The sequence below is a fragment of the Candidatus Marimicrobium litorale genome (genome assembly GCF_026262645.1).
GTDB classification, from domain to species: Bacteria; Pseudomonadota; Gammaproteobacteria; order Pseudomonadales; family Halieaceae; genus Marimicrobium; species Marimicrobium litorale.
On the sequence record NZ_SHNO01000001.1, the window covers coordinates 1,494,458 to 1,511,490 of the forward strand.

Here is a 17,033-nt window from a genome sequence, read left to right on the forward strand (position 1 = left end):
AATACAAGTTAAAGCCGCCGCCCTGGCGAGACCCTGAAGACGAGTCATGAGGTTGATCCGGACTCCACAGGGAGGCGATACGGTCAGTCACAACCTCCGGGAGACGGGGTACAGGCGTCGCCGAGCCCATCGGCATCCGTATCTGCCTGCCCGGCATTAGACGTCAGCGAGCAGTTATCCATGCCGTCGGATACGCCGTCACCGTCGACGTCGCGCGGCTCATCGGCCGGGTCTGTCAGCATGGCTACAGCAACGCCGTTGAGATAAATATACTCTCGGGTCACCTCTCCACTGCGGTTATGCACGGCAATGAGATTCCCGTCGAGATCATAAATAAAATGCTCAGTAAGAGTGACAGCGCCCGCCACCAGAGTCTTGCGCACCCGCTGGCCAAGCGCGTTGTGGAGATAGTCCGCAACACTATCGTGCCCGGCATACTGCACAAGACGATCGGTGTCATCGTAAGAATAAGCAGCCAGGTACAGGCTGTCTGTTGCCAGATTCCCGGTTGCTGTATAGGTAAACTGCCTGTCAGATCCGCCATCGCGGCGAGCCACGGCTGATAGCTGATTGCTGTCACCGGCAAAAATATAGGTATCGTGAAGCGATCGGGCACCCTCTTCCCTATGGAGGCTCTCCCGATTCCCCGCGCTATCGTAGCTGAAGTTGAACAAACCATAAGGCCCGTCTGCCACCACCAGTCGGTCTAACAGGTCGTAGGTGAAGAGCTGATCATTTTCCCTGTCTCCCGTATTGCCCAACGCGGTGATGTTATCGGCGAAATCATAGCTCAACACCACATTTTGACGAGCGTGAAGAGTGTCGTCCGTGCGGACTCCGGTGACCCGGCCATCGGCGTCGTAGTCCACCACACGCCGCAGGGCATTGCCATGCGTGAATGATTTCACCGGCCCGAAGGCTCGGTAACGCACGTCGTCGACAACATTGAAGCCCTCGCTCGTGGCATTCTGTTTGGTAAAGACCGCTTTTATCCTACCCAGCGCATCTCGGGAAAAGTCCACAATACGCCCGCTGGGATAGACAAGGCGCACCAACCTGCCGCCTTTGTCATAGGAAAATTCTGTGTCGAAATGTAGCTGTTCAACCCCTCGTCGCCGCGAGGTGATTTCACCGCGAACACTGTAATCGAACAGCGTATAACCGCTGCTGTCGATCCGCAGACTTGCGAGACCGTTACAGGCACTGCAAACAGGCTTGCCAAACAGAACCCAGTTATCATAAATAATCCTCACGCTTTGCCCACTCACCGCGTAGTCAATCGAAAGAAGACGATTGAGCGCATCGTATGTGTAGGCCGCAACGCGGCCACGTGCGTCAGTGCGCTCAATCATATTCCCTGCACTGTCATATCGATATCGGCTAATCCCCGTATCGGGACTGGTCAGCTGTTTTAGATTACCGAGGCCGTCATAGAGAAAACTCGTAACCAGCTCGCGCTGGTCGCTCAGCTCTTGCAGCTCGCCAGAGGCCGCATAGGCGAGGTTAACCACGCCAGAAGCGCCATCCGCTATTGATGTTACCCTTCCTAACGCATCGTAACTGCGGGTAGAGAAGCGGCCAATGGCATCCACTACGGACTCTAAATGCCCCTCACCGTGATAGTTATACTGCGTGAACTGCCCGTTCTCACCTTCGATACGGTGCAATCGATCCAGTGCGTCATGAATCAAGGTTTGTCGTTGCTCAAGCAGCCCTGCACTGTCTCTGGTATCACGTCGCCGCGTATTGCCGACCTCATCAAGATCCAGCTCTACTCGCTCTCCCAAGCCATTGGTCACTCGCCACAGGCGGTGTGCGGCGTCATACTCGAAATGGAATAGCTCATTGTCCGGCCCGGCAATGCTGACAAGTTGTCCAACACCGTCATAAGACAAGTGGGTTACCGCGCGATCGCCCTCCGCGTCCAGCGTCATACTGTCCAACCAGCCGCGCGGGGTATAGGTCAGTAAAATGACCTGTCCATTTTGATCCACGACCCTGCGGGGCTGTCCGCGACCGTTATGCTGTTCGTAACGCGTGGCATAACCGAGAGCATTGGTCGCGGTAAGCAGGTATCCTTGCGCCGAATAGGCGTAGACCGTCTCATCCGCTACATCGGTCCTGGGACCATCGACAACGAGACGCCTCAGCCGGGCACCGAACGCGTCAAAGTAGGTAGCACCGTACTGCCATTCCCGCGTCAATCCGGTCGCCGGGTCAGGACTCACATCAACCGTCAGATCGGTTTCGATCCGCCCCGTCAGGCGTCCGGTATCGGTATCGATGCCGTAGAGATACTGCGTTTTCTTGATATCAGTGAGAACACCGCCTCGCAGCGCGGCCATACGCTCACTGGTTTTAACTAAGGTGTGTTCATCCCAATCGTAGGTAAAGACACGCTCTGCGAGTGAACCTGCTGCTTCGGTTCGCGTTTTCAGCAAGCCATAGCGAGCTTCGTCCGTATGGTAACTGTACCGCGTGACCTGACCAGCCTTGTCTGTGTCGGATTCCAGCCAGCCATAGAGAGCGTGGTAGGTTCTCACCTGAACGTCGGCAAGACACGTTCCAAGCGGCAAACCATCGATGGACGTGATGTTACTGACGCCCAGATGATGATCAATGTGATACACCGCCTGCTTGTCCAACGCAGTAGTCACCACCACTCGCGGATCGAGCAGGTCATCGATATGGGCATAATCGATGGCATACCGATTCAGGCTCCCATGGTGCCCAAGACCAGTGGTAACCGCACGCCCTTGTGCATCATAGGCGACAGATTGGAAACGATCGCCATTCTCGTCGGTAATTCCTGTCACCAGTCGGCTGTCAACCGCATCTTCATAATGGTAGGTACGATAGGGGTTATCCTCCCCGAACGGATTGCCCCCCGCGACACGGGTGTTATCCGGAAAACCGACGTACTGCACGTTATCCTCGTGGTTGTATGCATAACGATAGATCTCTCCATCCGGATCGGTCATCTCGATGACGCGCCCATGTGCATCCGTTGTCACAACAAGTTCATTGCCGTAAGCATCCTGCACCCTGATCTCGGAAACACCATACTGCACGTCAATAGCATCGCCCCCCACATAGGCGATACGGGACAACCGGCCACTGTCATCGAACCACTCCGCCTGACCAGAGGAAAGCATAAACCTCCATAGATCGTCGTCCTGTTCTATTCGGGCGCGCACATCCTTATCGGACTTCCAATCGCCGCTCCGATCACGATAAAACGACACGACATGGCCGTTCTCACGGTGTATGCGGATCGTGTGAATAAAGCCGTCACTGCCCGTCTTTAAGTACTCCGCGAACTGTCGGAAACTGAAGCGCCAGCGACGATCAAAACTGTTCCATACGCGACCGAATCGCAAACGCTGACTCCCCGGGGAATGATAATCTGTCTCCGAGAAAAACTTGTTCCCCGTTGTGAGGTTAATCGGGTTACCGACCGCCTTGCCGGAGGAACAAGTGGGGGGCTCGTTCTTCGTTGGTATAACCTTTTCGCAGCGCCTGCTGACCGAATCAAATACCTCGGGCGCAGTGCAGGTCTCGCGGATAATTTTTAGCTTGGTGTCGCAGCTCCAGGTACCGCAGAAGAGCGGGTCGCAGTTCACGTAATACCCTTCTTGCCAGAAGATGCATTTCCAGCCTCCCTGGTATTCCACTCTTTCGGTGCCTTTACAAGCAATCGCATTGGCACTCGTCGCGTTGCTACACGCCTGCTCTCTCGTGACGCCGAGCGCGCGATCGGCCTGGTCGGGGATGACCCTGAAATACGCCTCACCCGGTGGTGACATTATGGCCATTAACAGTAGCGCGAGAACACCGCGAGCACGCTTACGCACTGGGATGACGCTGACGGCATCCGGGCTATTGGCTTTAGGTTTCATCCGTGAATCCTCAAGACATCGTCTCAGCCTGATAGTTTAGTCTTGCCCTGCAGCCCTACAATGGCCGCGGTCAGCCATATATGACCAGCGTTTATTCTTGCGCGCGCAAGTAGCGATTTCCCAAAAGGCTGTATACACTTCCTGCCTAGTTTTAATTACGGGACAACATGATGAATCTCGCCTGCAACCTGTGCGATGCCAGCATTATGGGAAATGAAGCTTCGATGTATGCACTGCTCAAGGAGCTGCGTGACGACAACCCCGTCGCTTATGTCGATCATCCCGATTTTGAACCCTTCTGGGCTATTACTCGCTACGAAGACATCAAGGCCATCAGCCAGAACAATGCAGAGTTCATCAACAATCCCCGCACCGTGCTGATTCAGCGGGAGTTCGAACAGGCTCTCTTGTCCAAATTTGGAACGCGCAATGGGCTGGAAACGCTTATTCATATGGATGACCCCAAGCACCGCAAGCTGCGCAATGTCACCAGAAACTGGTTCAAACCCGGGTCTATCGAAGGCCTGTCCACGAACGTAGAAACCATCGCCGAACAGTATGTGGACAAGATGCAGTCTATGGGAGGCGAATGTGATTTCGTCAGGGATATCGCCCTGCTGTATCCGCTGAGAGTCATCATGGCCATTATCGGGGTAGCTCCCGAGGAAGAAGGAATGATGCTGAAACTGACGCAAGAGCTGTTTGGCGGCCAGGACCCCACCCAGTCCCGCGGCGAGAATGTCGACGATGGTCTTAACGTGCTTATGGATTTCTTCGCTTATTTCACCGCCATAGTGGAGGATCGAAAACAAAATCCGGGTGACGATCTCGCTTCGGTGCTGGCCAACGCCCTGGTCGATGGCGAGCCTATGGAGCAACTGGATCAGATCAGCTATTTCATTATCGCCGCCACAGCCGGTCACGACACCACGTCCGCTACAGTGGGCGGCGGCATGAAGGCCCTGTTGGAGCACCCGGACCAACTGGAAAAACTGCGTGGCAACCCGTCGCTTGCCAAACAGGCCGCCAGAGAAATGATTCGCTGGACATCGCCGGTACGCCACATGATGCGCACCACCACCAAAGATGTGGTGCTGCAGGGACAAACCATACGGGCTGGTGAGAGCCTGTGCCTGTGGTACCCAGCCGCTAACCGCGATGAGCGCGCGATAGACAACCCGGATGTCTTCGATATCGAACGCGACAACCGCCAGCAGATGGCCTTTGGGTTTGGCGGGCACATGTGCCTGGGCCAACACCTGGCCATACTCGAGATCGAGCGCTTTTTCCAGATACTGCTGCCGCGTCTGTCGCACATCGAGATGGTGTCAGAGCCAGAGTGGGTGCAGGCAAATTTTGTCGGCGGCCTGAAATCAATGCCTGTGCGTTACGCCTTTAATCCAAAGTGACCATGCCGTCTGCGCGATAGGTTTCGCGCTCCTAAAGCGAGACATTGCTAATCCGTCGTCGCGAGATGGTCTACATCCTCGTCATTGCCGTACTTATTCCAGTGGAGCAGCACCAGTGCAAAACGCCGCGGTCGCCGCGGGCGTGCCGCAGTTTGACGACAGGACGTTTGCCCTCGCCTACAACGCCAAAGCAAGTCGTACGGTGGCGCCCTGGCGACTCACAAAGGAGGAACAGAACATCGGCTCAAGTATCCCATTCCCGACAGTGCCGGGGCCTGCACCGGCCCACCGTGGCATCGGCGGGTCACCGCAGCGGTCGACGTACAAAACGAATCAGAATTTATCATTAAATACAATAGGTTAAGATTTTTCCCGCGTGTTCAAATGCGCCCAGAGTCTTGACTTTAACGGCTCGGGTGGTATTGTTCCCGCCCCGCTCGATATTGCCCACTAGCACCTGTGGCCGGCCGCAGCACGGGGAGCACAAGACTCCTCTGACCGACACTCTGTGAGTGCTAGTTTTTTTATGGTTTCAGCGGCCACAGTCCGCATCACCGAACGAGTTAAAAAGGCATGATGAACAAAAGAATTGATGGTAAAACAGGATTTCCCGCACGGCATGGCCTATACGATCCCGAGCAGGAGAAAGATTCCTGTGGGGTTGGCTTTGTCGCCCATATCAAGGGCAAGGCAAGCCATGAAATCCTGACCGACGCTTACCACATCAACTCCCGTATGGATCACCGCGGAGGCTGCGGTTTCGAGGAAAACACCGGAGACGGAGCGGGCATCATGACCGCTATGCCCCACAAGTTTTCGCAGAAAATTGCCAGCGAGCTCGGCATAGAACTGGGCGAACCCGGCACCTACACAATAGGCAACGTCTTCCTGCCACTGGACGTGAGCTCCCAAGATGCACTGAAAGCGATTTTCGCTGAATTGTTGCAGGCACAGGGCCTCGATCTGCTGGGATGGCGCGAAGTGCCGATCCTCCCGGAAGAAGCGAATATCGGGCCAGCGGCGCGGGATGCCATGCCTCATATCACCCAGGTCATTGTCGGCGGTGGCAAGGCGGGCGATCACAATTTTGATCACGGCCTCTATGTCGCGCGCAAAAAGTTCATGCGTTACGGCCGGGAAACCTATCCCGAGGATATTGTCTACGTCTGCAGCCTGAACTCCAGAATACTGGTGTACAAGGGTATGTTGACCCCCAGCCAGCTGTTCCCTTTCTATCCAGATTTGCAGGATGAGGATTACGAGAGCCACCTCGCCATGGTGCACTCCCGTTTTTCTACCAACACCTTCCCGTCCTGGGACCGTGCACAGCCCAACCGTTTCATGAGCCATAACGGTGAAATCAATACCCTGCGCGGCAACAAGAACTGGATGACCGCGCGCCAGGGCGTTGCTGCCAGCGAGCGTTTCGGTGACACGATTTCCGACCTGTTTCCTATCGTAGAGCCCGACTGCTCCGATTCAGGCTCCTTCGACAACGTTCTTGAATTTCTGCTCATGTCCGGCCGGACGTTGCAGGAGTCCATCATGATGATGATTCCCGAGGCATGGCAGCAGGACAAGAACATGCCTCAGGAGAAGAGGGATTTCTACGAATATAACTCGGCGCTAATGGAGCCGTGGGACGGTCCCGCGTCTATCGCCTTTACCGACGGCCACTACATCGGCGCAGTACTGGATCGAAACGGACTGCGGCCCTCTCGTTACTATGTAACACACGACGATAAGGTCATTATGGCCTCCGAGGTGGGTGTGCTGCCAGTCGACCCGGCGAACGTCAAGCTAAAGGGACGACTGCAGCCAGGCAAAATGTTTCTGGTGGACTTCTTCGAGGGCCGCCTGATCCCTGACGAAGAACTCAAGCAGGAGTTCGCCAAAAAACGTCCCTATGGGCAGTGGCTGGCAGAACACAAGCTGGAGCTATCCGACCTGGCACCAGACGATGCCGAACTGCACTATGACCCTGAAACGCTCGTACAGCGCATGCAAGCATTCGGTTATACCGTAGAAACCATGCAATTCATGCTACTGCCACTGGTGACCGAAGCTCGCGACCCACTGGGTTCTATGGGTAACGACAGCGCACTGGCATGTTTGTCCGACAAGTCGCGCATGATTTACGACTACTTCAAGCAGTTATTCGCTCAAATCACCAATCCGCCTATCGATTCCATCCGCGAAGAGGTGGTCATGTCGCTGGCCTGCTTCATCGGTCCTGAGGGCAACTTGCTGGAGACCACACCGGAACACGTGCACCGCCTGGAATTACACCACCCGGTAATTTCCAACGACGAGCTCACTCATATCAAGAATATCGAACGCGACGGCTGGGGCTCCAAAACCATCGATATCACGTTCGAGAAAGACAGTGGCGACGCAGGCATGATGGCGGCACTGGATCGAATCTGTAGCGAGGCCTCCGACGCAATCAATAAAGGATTTTCCTTTATCGTTTTGTCCGACCGCAACATCAGCGCATCGCGCATGGCGCTGCCCGCCTTGATCGCCTGTGGCAACGTACATCACCACCTGGTAGCACGACAGGAACGCACCCGGGTAGGCATTATCATGGAAACCGGCGAAGCGCGCGAAGTGCATCACCATTGCCTGCTAGTGGGCTATGGCGCTGACGCTATCAACCCCTACGTCGCGTTTGAAGCCATCTGGCAGTCACTCGAAGATGGCTTGCTGGATAAAAATACTTTTCCCAACAGTACAGCCATCGTCAAGGCTTACCAGAAAGGCGTCGCCAAAGGCATGCTCAAGGTGATGGCCAAAATGGGTATTTCTACTCTGCAATCCTACAAGGGCGCGCAGATTTTTGAAGCCGTGGGCCTCGCTGACGAGATCGTCGATCGGTGCTTCGTCGGCACCGCCAGTCGTGTGCAGGGCGTGGGCTTCGGCGTTTTATTCGAGGAAATGAAACGCCGTCATGAAATCGGCTTTCCGGCACGCAGTGAAAACCTCATCCCCTTGTTGCCCAACCCCGGCGACATTCACTGGCGACGCGGCGGCGACAGCCACATGTGGGATCCTGAGACAATTTCCAACCTACAAATAGCAACGCGCACTAACGACGAGGATGCCTACTGGAAGTTTGCCGATCACGCCAACAGTGAGTCTACGCGTCGCGCTACGTTTCGCGGTCTGATGACATTCAAAGAGACCGGTAACGCGATAGACGTATCTGAGGTCGAATCCGCCTCGGCAATCGTCAAGCGTTTCTGCACAGGCGCAATGAGCTATGGCTCTATATCGGCCGAGAGCCACGAGGCACTGGCCATTGCCATGAACCGCCTGGGCGGCAAATCCAACACCGGTGAAGGGGGTGAGGACGTAGCTCGCTTCTCACCGATGGAAAACGGAGACTCCAAGCGCTCCGCTATCAAGCAGGTCGCCTCGGGACGTTTTGGCGTAACGATCTGGTACCTGGCCAACGCGGACGAAATCCAAATTAAAATTGTGCAGGGCGCCAAGCCCGGTGAGGGGGGCGAACTGCCCGGGCGCAAGGTTGACCAGATCATCGCCGACATCCGCCACTCCACTCCAGGCGTGGGCTTAATCAGCCCTCCGCCGCACCACGACGTGTACTCCATTGAGGATATTGCACAGCTCATCCACGATTTGAAAAACGCCAATCGCGAGGCCCGTATCAGTGTCAAGCTGGGCTCTGAAATAGGCGTTGGAACTATCGCAGCAGGCGTCACCAAAGCAAAAACGGATCACCTGGTTATCGCTGGCCACGATGGTGGCACCGGCGCCTCACCGATTACTTCGATCAAACACGCAGGTCTGCCCTGGGAGCTGGGAATTGCCGAGACACACCAAACGCTGGTGAAAAACAACCTGCGCTCGCGTGTCGTATTGCAGACAGACGGGCAAATCAAGACCGGTAGAGACGTCGCCATGGCGTTTCTGCTCGGCGCGGAGGAAGTGGGCTTTGCAACCGCGCCGTTGGTCACTCTGGGCTGTATCATGATGCGCAAGTGTCACCTCAACACCTGCCCTGTTGGTATCGCCACACAGGATCCGGAGCTTCGCAAGAAGTTCTCCGGTAGCCCCGATCACGTAGTGAACTACTTCTTTATGGTGGCCGAGGAATTGCGCAAGATCATGGCAGAGCTTGGCATTCGCACTGTCAATGAAATGGTCGGCCGGGTCGATCTGCTTGAAACCGCCGAGGCAGTCGACCACTGGAAAGCGAAGGGACTGGACTTCAGCAGCATGCTCACGCCGGCTGAAATTGTCTACGAGGGAACCGAAGTCTATCGTACTATCGAACAAGACCACGGACTGGACAAAGCACTCGACAACGTGCTGATCGAACAAGCTCAGCCGGCGATTCTTCGCGGCGAAAAAGTTCGGATAGAGAGCGATATTATCAACATAAATCGTGTGGTCGGTACAATGCTGTCCCACGAGGTGGCCAAAGCCACCGATGGCAAGTTACTGCCCGACGACACCATTCATGTAAAACTGAATGGCTCCGCGGGACAGAGCCTCGGTGCTTTCCTTGCGACAGGCATCACTCTCGAAGTAGAGGGAGATGCCAACGACTACGTCGGCAAGGGTCAGTCCGGCGGTCGAATCATAGTCTATCCGCCGCGCCAGAGCACATTCAAAGCGGAAGATAACATCCTCATCGGTAACGTTGTCATGTATGGCGCTACCTCCGGAGAGTCTTACTTCCGCGGCATCGCGGCCGAACGTTTTTGTGTGCGCAACAGTGGCGCCACCGCCGTGGTTGAAGGCGTGGGCGACCACGGCTGTGAGTACATGACCGGCGGGCGAGTCGTCGTACTTGGCAAGACCGGTAAAAATTTCGGGGCCGGGATGAGCGGTGGTATCGCCTATGTCTGGGATCGCGATGGAGACTTTGCCGGCCTGTGTAACTTCGGCACCTTCGAGTTGGAGCAGATGGAAGAGCCCGATGATGTTGAGGAACTGCGCAAGCTGATCGAGAATCACAAGGCTTATACCGGCTCTACCACGGCCGAGCACTTGCTCGACAACTGGGAGGTCGAATTGCCCCGATTCGTGAAGGTCATGCCCACGGACTACAAGCGAGTCCTTGCGGAAATGGCGCAGGAAAACGTAAAAACCGCTGCAGTCGGTTCCTAGCAGGAATAGAAGAGAGTTATGGGAAAACCAACAGGATTTAAAGAGTACGAACGCGAAACCGAGCCCTACCGCGAGCCTTTCGTGCGTCTGACTGATTTTGACGAGCTCTACACCGAGCACGACGAGTCGCACCTCCGCAAGCAGGGAGCCCGCTGTATGGACTGCGGCGTGCCTTTCTGCCAATCAAACAATGGCTGTCCGGTTCAGAACCTGATTCCCGAGTGGAACGATCTCGTGTACAACGATCGCTGGCGTGAGGCGTTAGATCGGCTGCACAAGACCAACAACTTCCCGGAGTTCACTGGTCGTGTCTGCCCCGCGCCCTGCGAAGGCGCCTGTGTGCTCGGGATTACGGATCCGCCGGTTACCATCAAGAACATTGAAAATGCGATCATAGATCGCGGCTTCGAAGAGGGCTGGGTAACACCGAAGCCCTCGGCACCCGATACTGGCAAGCAAATCGCAGTGATCGGCTCCGGCCCCTGCGGTCTCGCCGCAGCAGAACAACTGCGCAGCGCAGGTCACGCTGTAACAGTCTACGAACGCGCCGATCGCATCGGTGGCTTGCTGATGTACGGGATTCCTAACATGAAGCTGGACAAGGGCGTCGTGGAACGACGTGTGCAGCTGATGCGTGATGCAGGTATCCGCTTCGAGACCAACGCCGATGTGGGCAGGAATATTGACCCCGCCGGGCTGATAGAGCAAAACGACGCCGTTCTCATGGCCACCGGCGCCACCCTCGCCCGCGATCTCCCCATACCCGGGCGTGAGGCGAAAGGCGTTCACCTTGCCATGGAATTCCTCACCGCCAATACCAAGAGCCTGTTGGATTCTGGCCTGGAAGACGGCGGCTATATTTCAGCCAAAGACAAAAATGTGATTGTCATCGGCGGCGGTGATACCGGTACAGACTGCATCGGCACATCACTGCGTCACGGTTGTAAGTCATTGGTAAACTTCGAGTTGCTGCCAAAGCCTCCGCTGGAAAGGGCGCCCAACAATCCCTGGCCTCTGTGGCCACGGGTCTACCGGGTAGATTACGGACATGCCGAAGCCGCAGAGCAATTTGGCGATGATCCCCGTGTCTACTCTATTATGAGCAAGCACTTCCTCATGGACGATGACGGCAACCTCACCGGCATCGTCACTGTCAACGTGGACGAGAATATTAAGGAAATACCCGGCACGGAAAAAACCTGGGAAGCAGACCTCATTCTGCTCTCGATGGGTTTCCTGCAGACCGAGCACTACGTCAACGACCCATTGGGAATGGAGACGGATGAGCGCGGCAACTTTATTGCCAATAAGCAGGACTTTCGCACAAGCATAGCAAATGTTTACGCGGCAGCAGACTGTCGCCGTGGCCAGGACCTGGTGGTTCGAGCAATCAATGAAGGCCGTGAAGCAGCCCGAGAGATTGACCGCGACTTGATGGGCAGCACGCAACTTCCCTGAAAAAGTTGCGCGTTGACACCACAAGCCAACGAGTCAGAACAACCACGTCTCCAAGCATGAGCGTGGTTTTTGCGCGCAAAGACCTCATCTCATCCTGTGATGATGCATGTCAGAAGCTGAAATTATCCGGCACAAACGCGTCAAACGTGGCCTTATAGATGTCTGGAGTCGGGTAAATGCATGACACTGCATTCGTATGAATGCCACCGTTGGCGTAGTCTCGCATCAACTCCTGCAACTCTTCCGCCGGACCTATCAAGCCTATTTCGTCAACCAACTCATCCGGCAGTGCGGCTGCGGTGCGTTCGCGATCCTTGGCCGCCCAGCCCTCACGTATTTCTCTGGCCGCTTCCTCGTAGCCAGCCCAAGCTAAAAATTTGTTATACACCGGTGTAGAGTAATAGCTGGCAAAGGCGCCGCGAAAAGCATCTCGCCCCATCGCCTTATCATCGGTCACGACGACCATATGACGACACACTATCTCAATGTCCTCGCATTTTTTACCGGCGCGCTCAGCACCCGCGGCAACATGCTCCATGATTTTCGGTAAAACCGAGCGGGGAAACAGATTGAGGATGACCCCATCCGCGATCTCGGCCGCCGCCTCAACCATTTTTGGCCGCAACGCCGCCAGATAGATGGGCACACCCTCGATCGGAGACTGTCGGTAACCTTTGCTTTTCAGCGTCTGGCCCTCGAACGCTGTTTTCTCACCCGCCAGCATGCTTCGCATCAGGGTGACCGTCTCCTGCATACGCGTCAGGGGCTTCTCGAGCTTGAGTCCGTGCCACCCCTCAATAATGGTGTGGCTGGAGGTACCCAGTCCGGGTACGAAGCGCTGCGGAAACGCCTCAGCGATTACAGTCAGCGTGGAAGAGAGCACAGCCGGGGTTCGCGTGTAGGCAGGCACCACGGCGATGCCGACTCTGACTTTTTTTGTTTTCTCGAGAATCATGGGCGCCAGTGTGAGGGCGTCCAGGCCACCGGCATCCGCAAGCCACAAATCATCGTAACCCTGCGCCTCCGCCTGCTGGGCCAGAGCAATGGTATCCGCTACGGTGCCCGTTGGGGCAGGCAAGGATAATGCGATGCGTTTTTTGTGTTTCATAGGCATTCCTCAAGGTGCTCCCCGGCTAAAACCCCAGCAACCGTGCATAGCGGTCGCGGTGGTAGGACCGGTTACCGTAACTGGCTTCCAGCGCACGGGCGCGCTTCAGGTAGAGACCCGCATCAAACTCATCGGTCATACCGATGCCGCCGTGCATCTGAATCAGTTCATTAGTCATATCGTAAAGAAACTGTCCTGCCCTGCACTTCGCCAGCGATGCAAGTTCAGCGCTGTTGTCTGCGTCGGTATCGATCGCCTGCAGAGCTGCCTCTACACACGAGCGTGTCTGCTCCATGGCGGAGAATAACCCGGCCGCGCGGTGACCCAGCCCCTGAAATGAACCAATAACCTTGCCGAACTGCTCTCGTGTTTTCAGATAATCCAGCGTCATATCAAAAGCCTGTGAGGCCGTACCCAGCATCTCGGCCGCAATACCAGCCCGGGCTCTATCGAGAACTTGCTGCAACAATGGCAAACCCCCATCCAGGCGCCCCAGTAACGCATCAGTGTCGACATGCACGTCGTCGAGCCGGATGTTGGCATAGTCACGACTGTCCAATACGTTGAGCGGCGTGCGCGATACACCGGCACTGTCAGCGGGCAGGAGGAACAAGCTGATACCGTCGTCTTCACCCGGAGTGCCCGCTGTGCGCGCCGCAACGACAAAGTGCGTGGCAGCGCTTCCCTCCGCGACACTGGCCTTGGAGCCCACCAGAGTAAACCCTCCCTCGCTCGCTCGTGCTTCAAGTGCGGTGCTCTCTGGTCGGTGATGCGTGCCCTCGTCAACCGCCAAAGTCACTATAGCGGTCCCATCGATAATCTTTGGCAACATTGCTTCTTTCAGCTCAGCGCTGCCGCCCAACAACAGTGCGCTGGCGCCGGCCAGTGCAGAGGGCAGCAATGGCGAGGCCGTCAGCTGGCGACCCAACTGCTCCAGCACCAGGCCAAAGGTCAGAATACCGAGATCTGAGCCCCCGTATTCTTCCGGTATCAGGATCCCCGTCCAGCCCATCTCGATCATTGCGTCCCAGGTTGCCTGCTCAAAGCCGGCGTTATCACTGGCATCACGCAATGCACGGAATTGACTGACTGGAGATTCCTTCAGCGCCCAGGCACTGGCCTGTTCGCGAATGAGCGTTTGTTCTTCTGTTAATGCAGCCATAATTAACCCTTTTGTGTAGTTTCCGGCAGGCCGAGAATATTCTTGGCGATGATATTTTTCTGCACTTCGTAGGAGCCACCGTAAATCGACATGGCCTTGGTGCCCAGCCACTCCCGCACCGAGTGCAACTCCCCGCCGGAGAATTCCGCACCTGCCCAGCCCAGTCCCTGGTTACCCATAATCTCCAGCAGTAGCTCTGAGCGATCCTGGGCAACGTCGGTGGCTGAATTCTTCAGAATGGACGCAGTCGCTGACACCTCGACGTTTCCGCCTTTGGCTTCGGCCATAATACGGCCAATAGTTAATGTGTGAGCCGCCGCATCCATCAGGTGATCGGCCAATCGAGAGCGTAAGTCACTGTCGGCCAACGTGCCGTCAGGCCCCAACCCAATATAGTTGCGCGCTAGCTCCTGCAGCGGCTCGACCTTATTGCTGGTAGGCGGCGCGGACGTCTGACTAGCCCGCTCATGCTGCAGGAGCCGCTTGATCACGCTCCAGCCATCGTTGAGTTCACCCAACATGTCATCAGCACCGGCTTGCGCACTGTTAAAAAAGGTTTCGCAAAATGGTGATTCACCCGCGATCAAACGGATAGGCCGGGTCTCAATCGATGCCTGATCCATCGGTAACATCAGGAAGCTAATACCATCACGCTTGGCCGCGTCGGGGTCGGTCCGCACCAGGGCGCCGCACCACTGGCTTTTGTCGGCTCCTGATGTCCAGGTTTTCTGACCATTGAGAATCCAGTGATCGCCCTCCTGCACGGCGCGGGTCGCCAGCGAGGCGAGATCAGACCCCGCGTTCGGCTCGGAAAGTCCGAGGCACCAGCGCACAGCCCCGCTGGCCATGCCCGGAAGATGACGCGTTTTTTGTTCCTCCGTCCCGTATTCCATAAGCGTGGGGCCAACCATTGTCACCCCCATTCCAGCGAGAAAAGGTATAGGGTTCATACTGCCTGCGGCATGAATTTCCCTCCCTATAATTTTCGCTTCAGCACCAGCAAGACCGGCGCCACCGTACTCTACAGGCCAGGTAGGAGCGCCCCAGCCCTGTTCCGCCAGCCGCTGTCGCCACAGCTCAAACGCCTCCAGAATTTCCGGCTCGCGTGAGCCGGGACCATACATACCAATATCTACGCCCTTTAACGCCTCTGGCAGGTTATCTGCCACCCAGGCCTTCACGCTTGTCCTGAAGCCATCACTCATCCATTTTCTCCTAATAATCTGCGGTTAGTCTTTTCAGTCATTCTATACGAGGTATGCAGTGCGTCCCGCTTAATATGTACGCGCCGCGTGCCACCTCCGTTCAGTCGTTTCGACGATATTCATAACGTTCGAACAGCGCCGGCACCGTATCATCAGTCCAGCGCCGACCAGCGCCGATCTGGATAAAGCCGCGTGACCGGCGCATAAAGCCATTCATCGCGATAAGCACGTCGAGCCAAATAAGGCAGGAGTGTCTCATCGTCGAGCTTTGCACTTAAAATCGCGGTATTCAACTGCTCCATTGCCACCGCATAGTCATCGATTGGCCGATCCAGCAATAGGGATACCTCATCGCATTCTATTGCGCGCAACGTTTCACCATAGCGGTGCACCCGGTCCATGCATTCAACCAGTATTTCCATATCATCGGCCCGGGAGCGGGCAAAAGCCCCCTGTAACTCTGGAGCTATGTCGTCCCGCAAATAGCCAGAAACCGCCTGCGCGAATCGTCCGGGCGCGACCTCTGCAGGCAGTTCTGGCCGATCAATGGGTATTTCCATGGCATCGGCCAGCGCTTCACACGTTGCGCGATCGCCCACATAGCGATAGCACAGGTACCATGCTAACGACTGACCCGACGGCAAGTGCTGGCACGCAACATGGATGGGTATCATGCCTCGCACGTTCTGCTGCACGCGGTAGTACTGTGCCGCAAAGCGGTGGTAGGGGATACCCGATATCTTCTCGTATCGTCGAAACAGCCCCTGCAGGCCGCCACTGGGGTTCCAAAACTCTCGGACACAGATATTGCCCAGATCCTCCATGGGGTCACCCCAGTGTCCCCACTCCCAATCCACTACAGCGGTAACCCTGTGCTTCTCAAACAGAAAGTTGACCGGGCCCGTATCGCCCTGCACTAGCGAGACACGGGATACCTGAGTGGGCACATAGCGCCGCAGCCACTGCACACCGTAACTAATCAGGGGGTCATTGTAATGCGCCAGGAATCGGCTAAATTGCTCCAGCTGATGATCGACATCGTCCAGAGCACAGCGGGCCGGCGTGTCTGGTGGGCCTCCCAGGACCTCATCCAAACCAAGCTCGGCGATCTCCAGTTGATGCAGCTGAGCGATAATATCGATAAAGTTTTCCATCACACTGCGCTGCTGCTGTTGATCGTCAAGCGCATGTATATCGGCACGCCCCACTTCCCGGCTGAACAGTGCGGCGTGATACTCCTCGTTCCAGGCCAGCAGTGCCGGCACGGGTATGTCCAAGGGACGCAATGCGTTACAGATGGAAGCCTCACGGCGCAAAGATACATTTGATCCCTCACGAGGGTTGCGATCAATCCGTAAAAAACACTCCAGAGTAGAACCATCGCCTCGCGCGATATCGACGACCCAGGCCTCGCGACGGGCCACATGTCGCTCAAGCCGCGATAGATTCCCCTGCCCCTGGGCAGCCACCCAGCGCAAAAGGTTCTCAGGAAGATCGGTATTTGTTTCTCTCACGCGTTCATCTCAATCAATGGCTGTGCCGTCACGCCGTCAACTTCAGCTTTCACTCTTTCATGCAGCGCAGCGACGTTGGGCTTGATTATAGAACGAAGTGGCGAGCTGTAAACAATAGCAAGACTGCTGCAGCCTATCC

General features: G+C 56.1%; 8 protein-coding genes. 3 read left to right on the forward strand and 5 right to left on the reverse strand.

Annotation, left to right across the window (positions count from 1 at the left end; genetic code table 11):
• Positions 1-83: 83 nt before the first annotated feature.
• Positions 84-3,899 (reverse strand): DUF6531 domain-containing protein, encoded by a 3,816-nt coding sequence (locus tag EYC82_RS06720; RefSeq protein ID WP_279248768.1) that lies wholly within the window; start codon positions 3,897-3,899, stop codon positions 84-86.
• A gap of 167 nt (positions 3,900-4,066) precedes the next feature.
• Here EYC82_RS06720 and EYC82_RS06725 point away from each other — a divergent pair, with 167 nt between their 5' ends.
• The 3 genes from EYC82_RS06725 (at position 4,067) to EYC82_RS06735 (ending at position 11,905) form a co-directional block, all read left to right on the forward strand.
• Positions 4,067-5,308, forward strand: a complete 1,242-nt coding sequence (locus EYC82_RS06725) for a cytochrome P450 (RefSeq protein ID WP_279248769.1) — start codon at positions 4,067-4,069, stop codon at positions 5,306-5,308.
• 573 nt (positions 5,309-5,881) lie between these two features.
• The gene (gene gltB / locus EYC82_RS06730; protein WP_279248770.1) at positions 5,882-10,447 is read left to right on the forward strand and encodes a glutamate synthase large subunit; all 4,566 of its coding nucleotides are present in this window, start codon (positions 5,882-5,884) and stop codon (positions 10,445-10,447) included.
• A gap of 18 nt (positions 10,448-10,465) precedes the next feature.
• On the forward strand, positions 10,466-11,905 hold the full coding sequence (locus tag EYC82_RS06735; protein WP_279248771.1) for a glutamate synthase subunit beta: 1,440 nt from the start codon (positions 10,466-10,468) through the stop codon (positions 11,903-11,905).
• 109 nt (positions 11,906-12,014) lie between these two features.
• Here the strand turns inward: EYC82_RS06735 and EYC82_RS06740 are convergent, their stop codons facing one another.
• The 4 genes from EYC82_RS06740 to EYC82_RS06755 all read right to left on the reverse strand — a co-directional run bounded on the left by EYC82_RS06740 (position 12,015) and on the right by EYC82_RS06755 (position 16,894).
• Positions 12,015-13,013: an LLM class flavin-dependent oxidoreductase gene (locus EYC82_RS06740; RefSeq protein WP_279248772.1), complete on the reverse strand. Its 999-nt coding sequence runs from the start codon at positions 13,011-13,013 to the stop codon at positions 12,015-12,017.
• Between the two features lie 25 nt (positions 13,014-13,038).
• The gene (locus EYC82_RS06745) at positions 13,039-14,175 is read right to left on the reverse strand and encodes an acyl-CoA dehydrogenase family protein (RefSeq protein ID WP_279248773.1); all 1,137 of its coding nucleotides are present in this window, start codon (positions 14,173-14,175) and stop codon (positions 13,039-13,041) included.
• Between the two features lie 2 nt (positions 14,176-14,177).
• Positions 14,178-15,380: an acyl-CoA dehydrogenase family protein gene (locus tag EYC82_RS06750; protein ID WP_279248774.1), complete on the reverse strand. Its 1,203-nt coding sequence runs from the start codon at positions 15,378-15,380 to the stop codon at positions 14,178-14,180.
• A 152-nt stretch (positions 15,381-15,532) separates the two neighbouring features.
• The gene (locus EYC82_RS06755; RefSeq protein ID WP_279248775.1) at positions 15,533-16,894 is read right to left on the reverse strand and encodes a phosphotransferase family protein; all 1,362 of its coding nucleotides are present in this window, start codon (positions 16,892-16,894) and stop codon (positions 15,533-15,535) included.
• Positions 16,895-17,033: the final 139 nt, after the last annotated feature.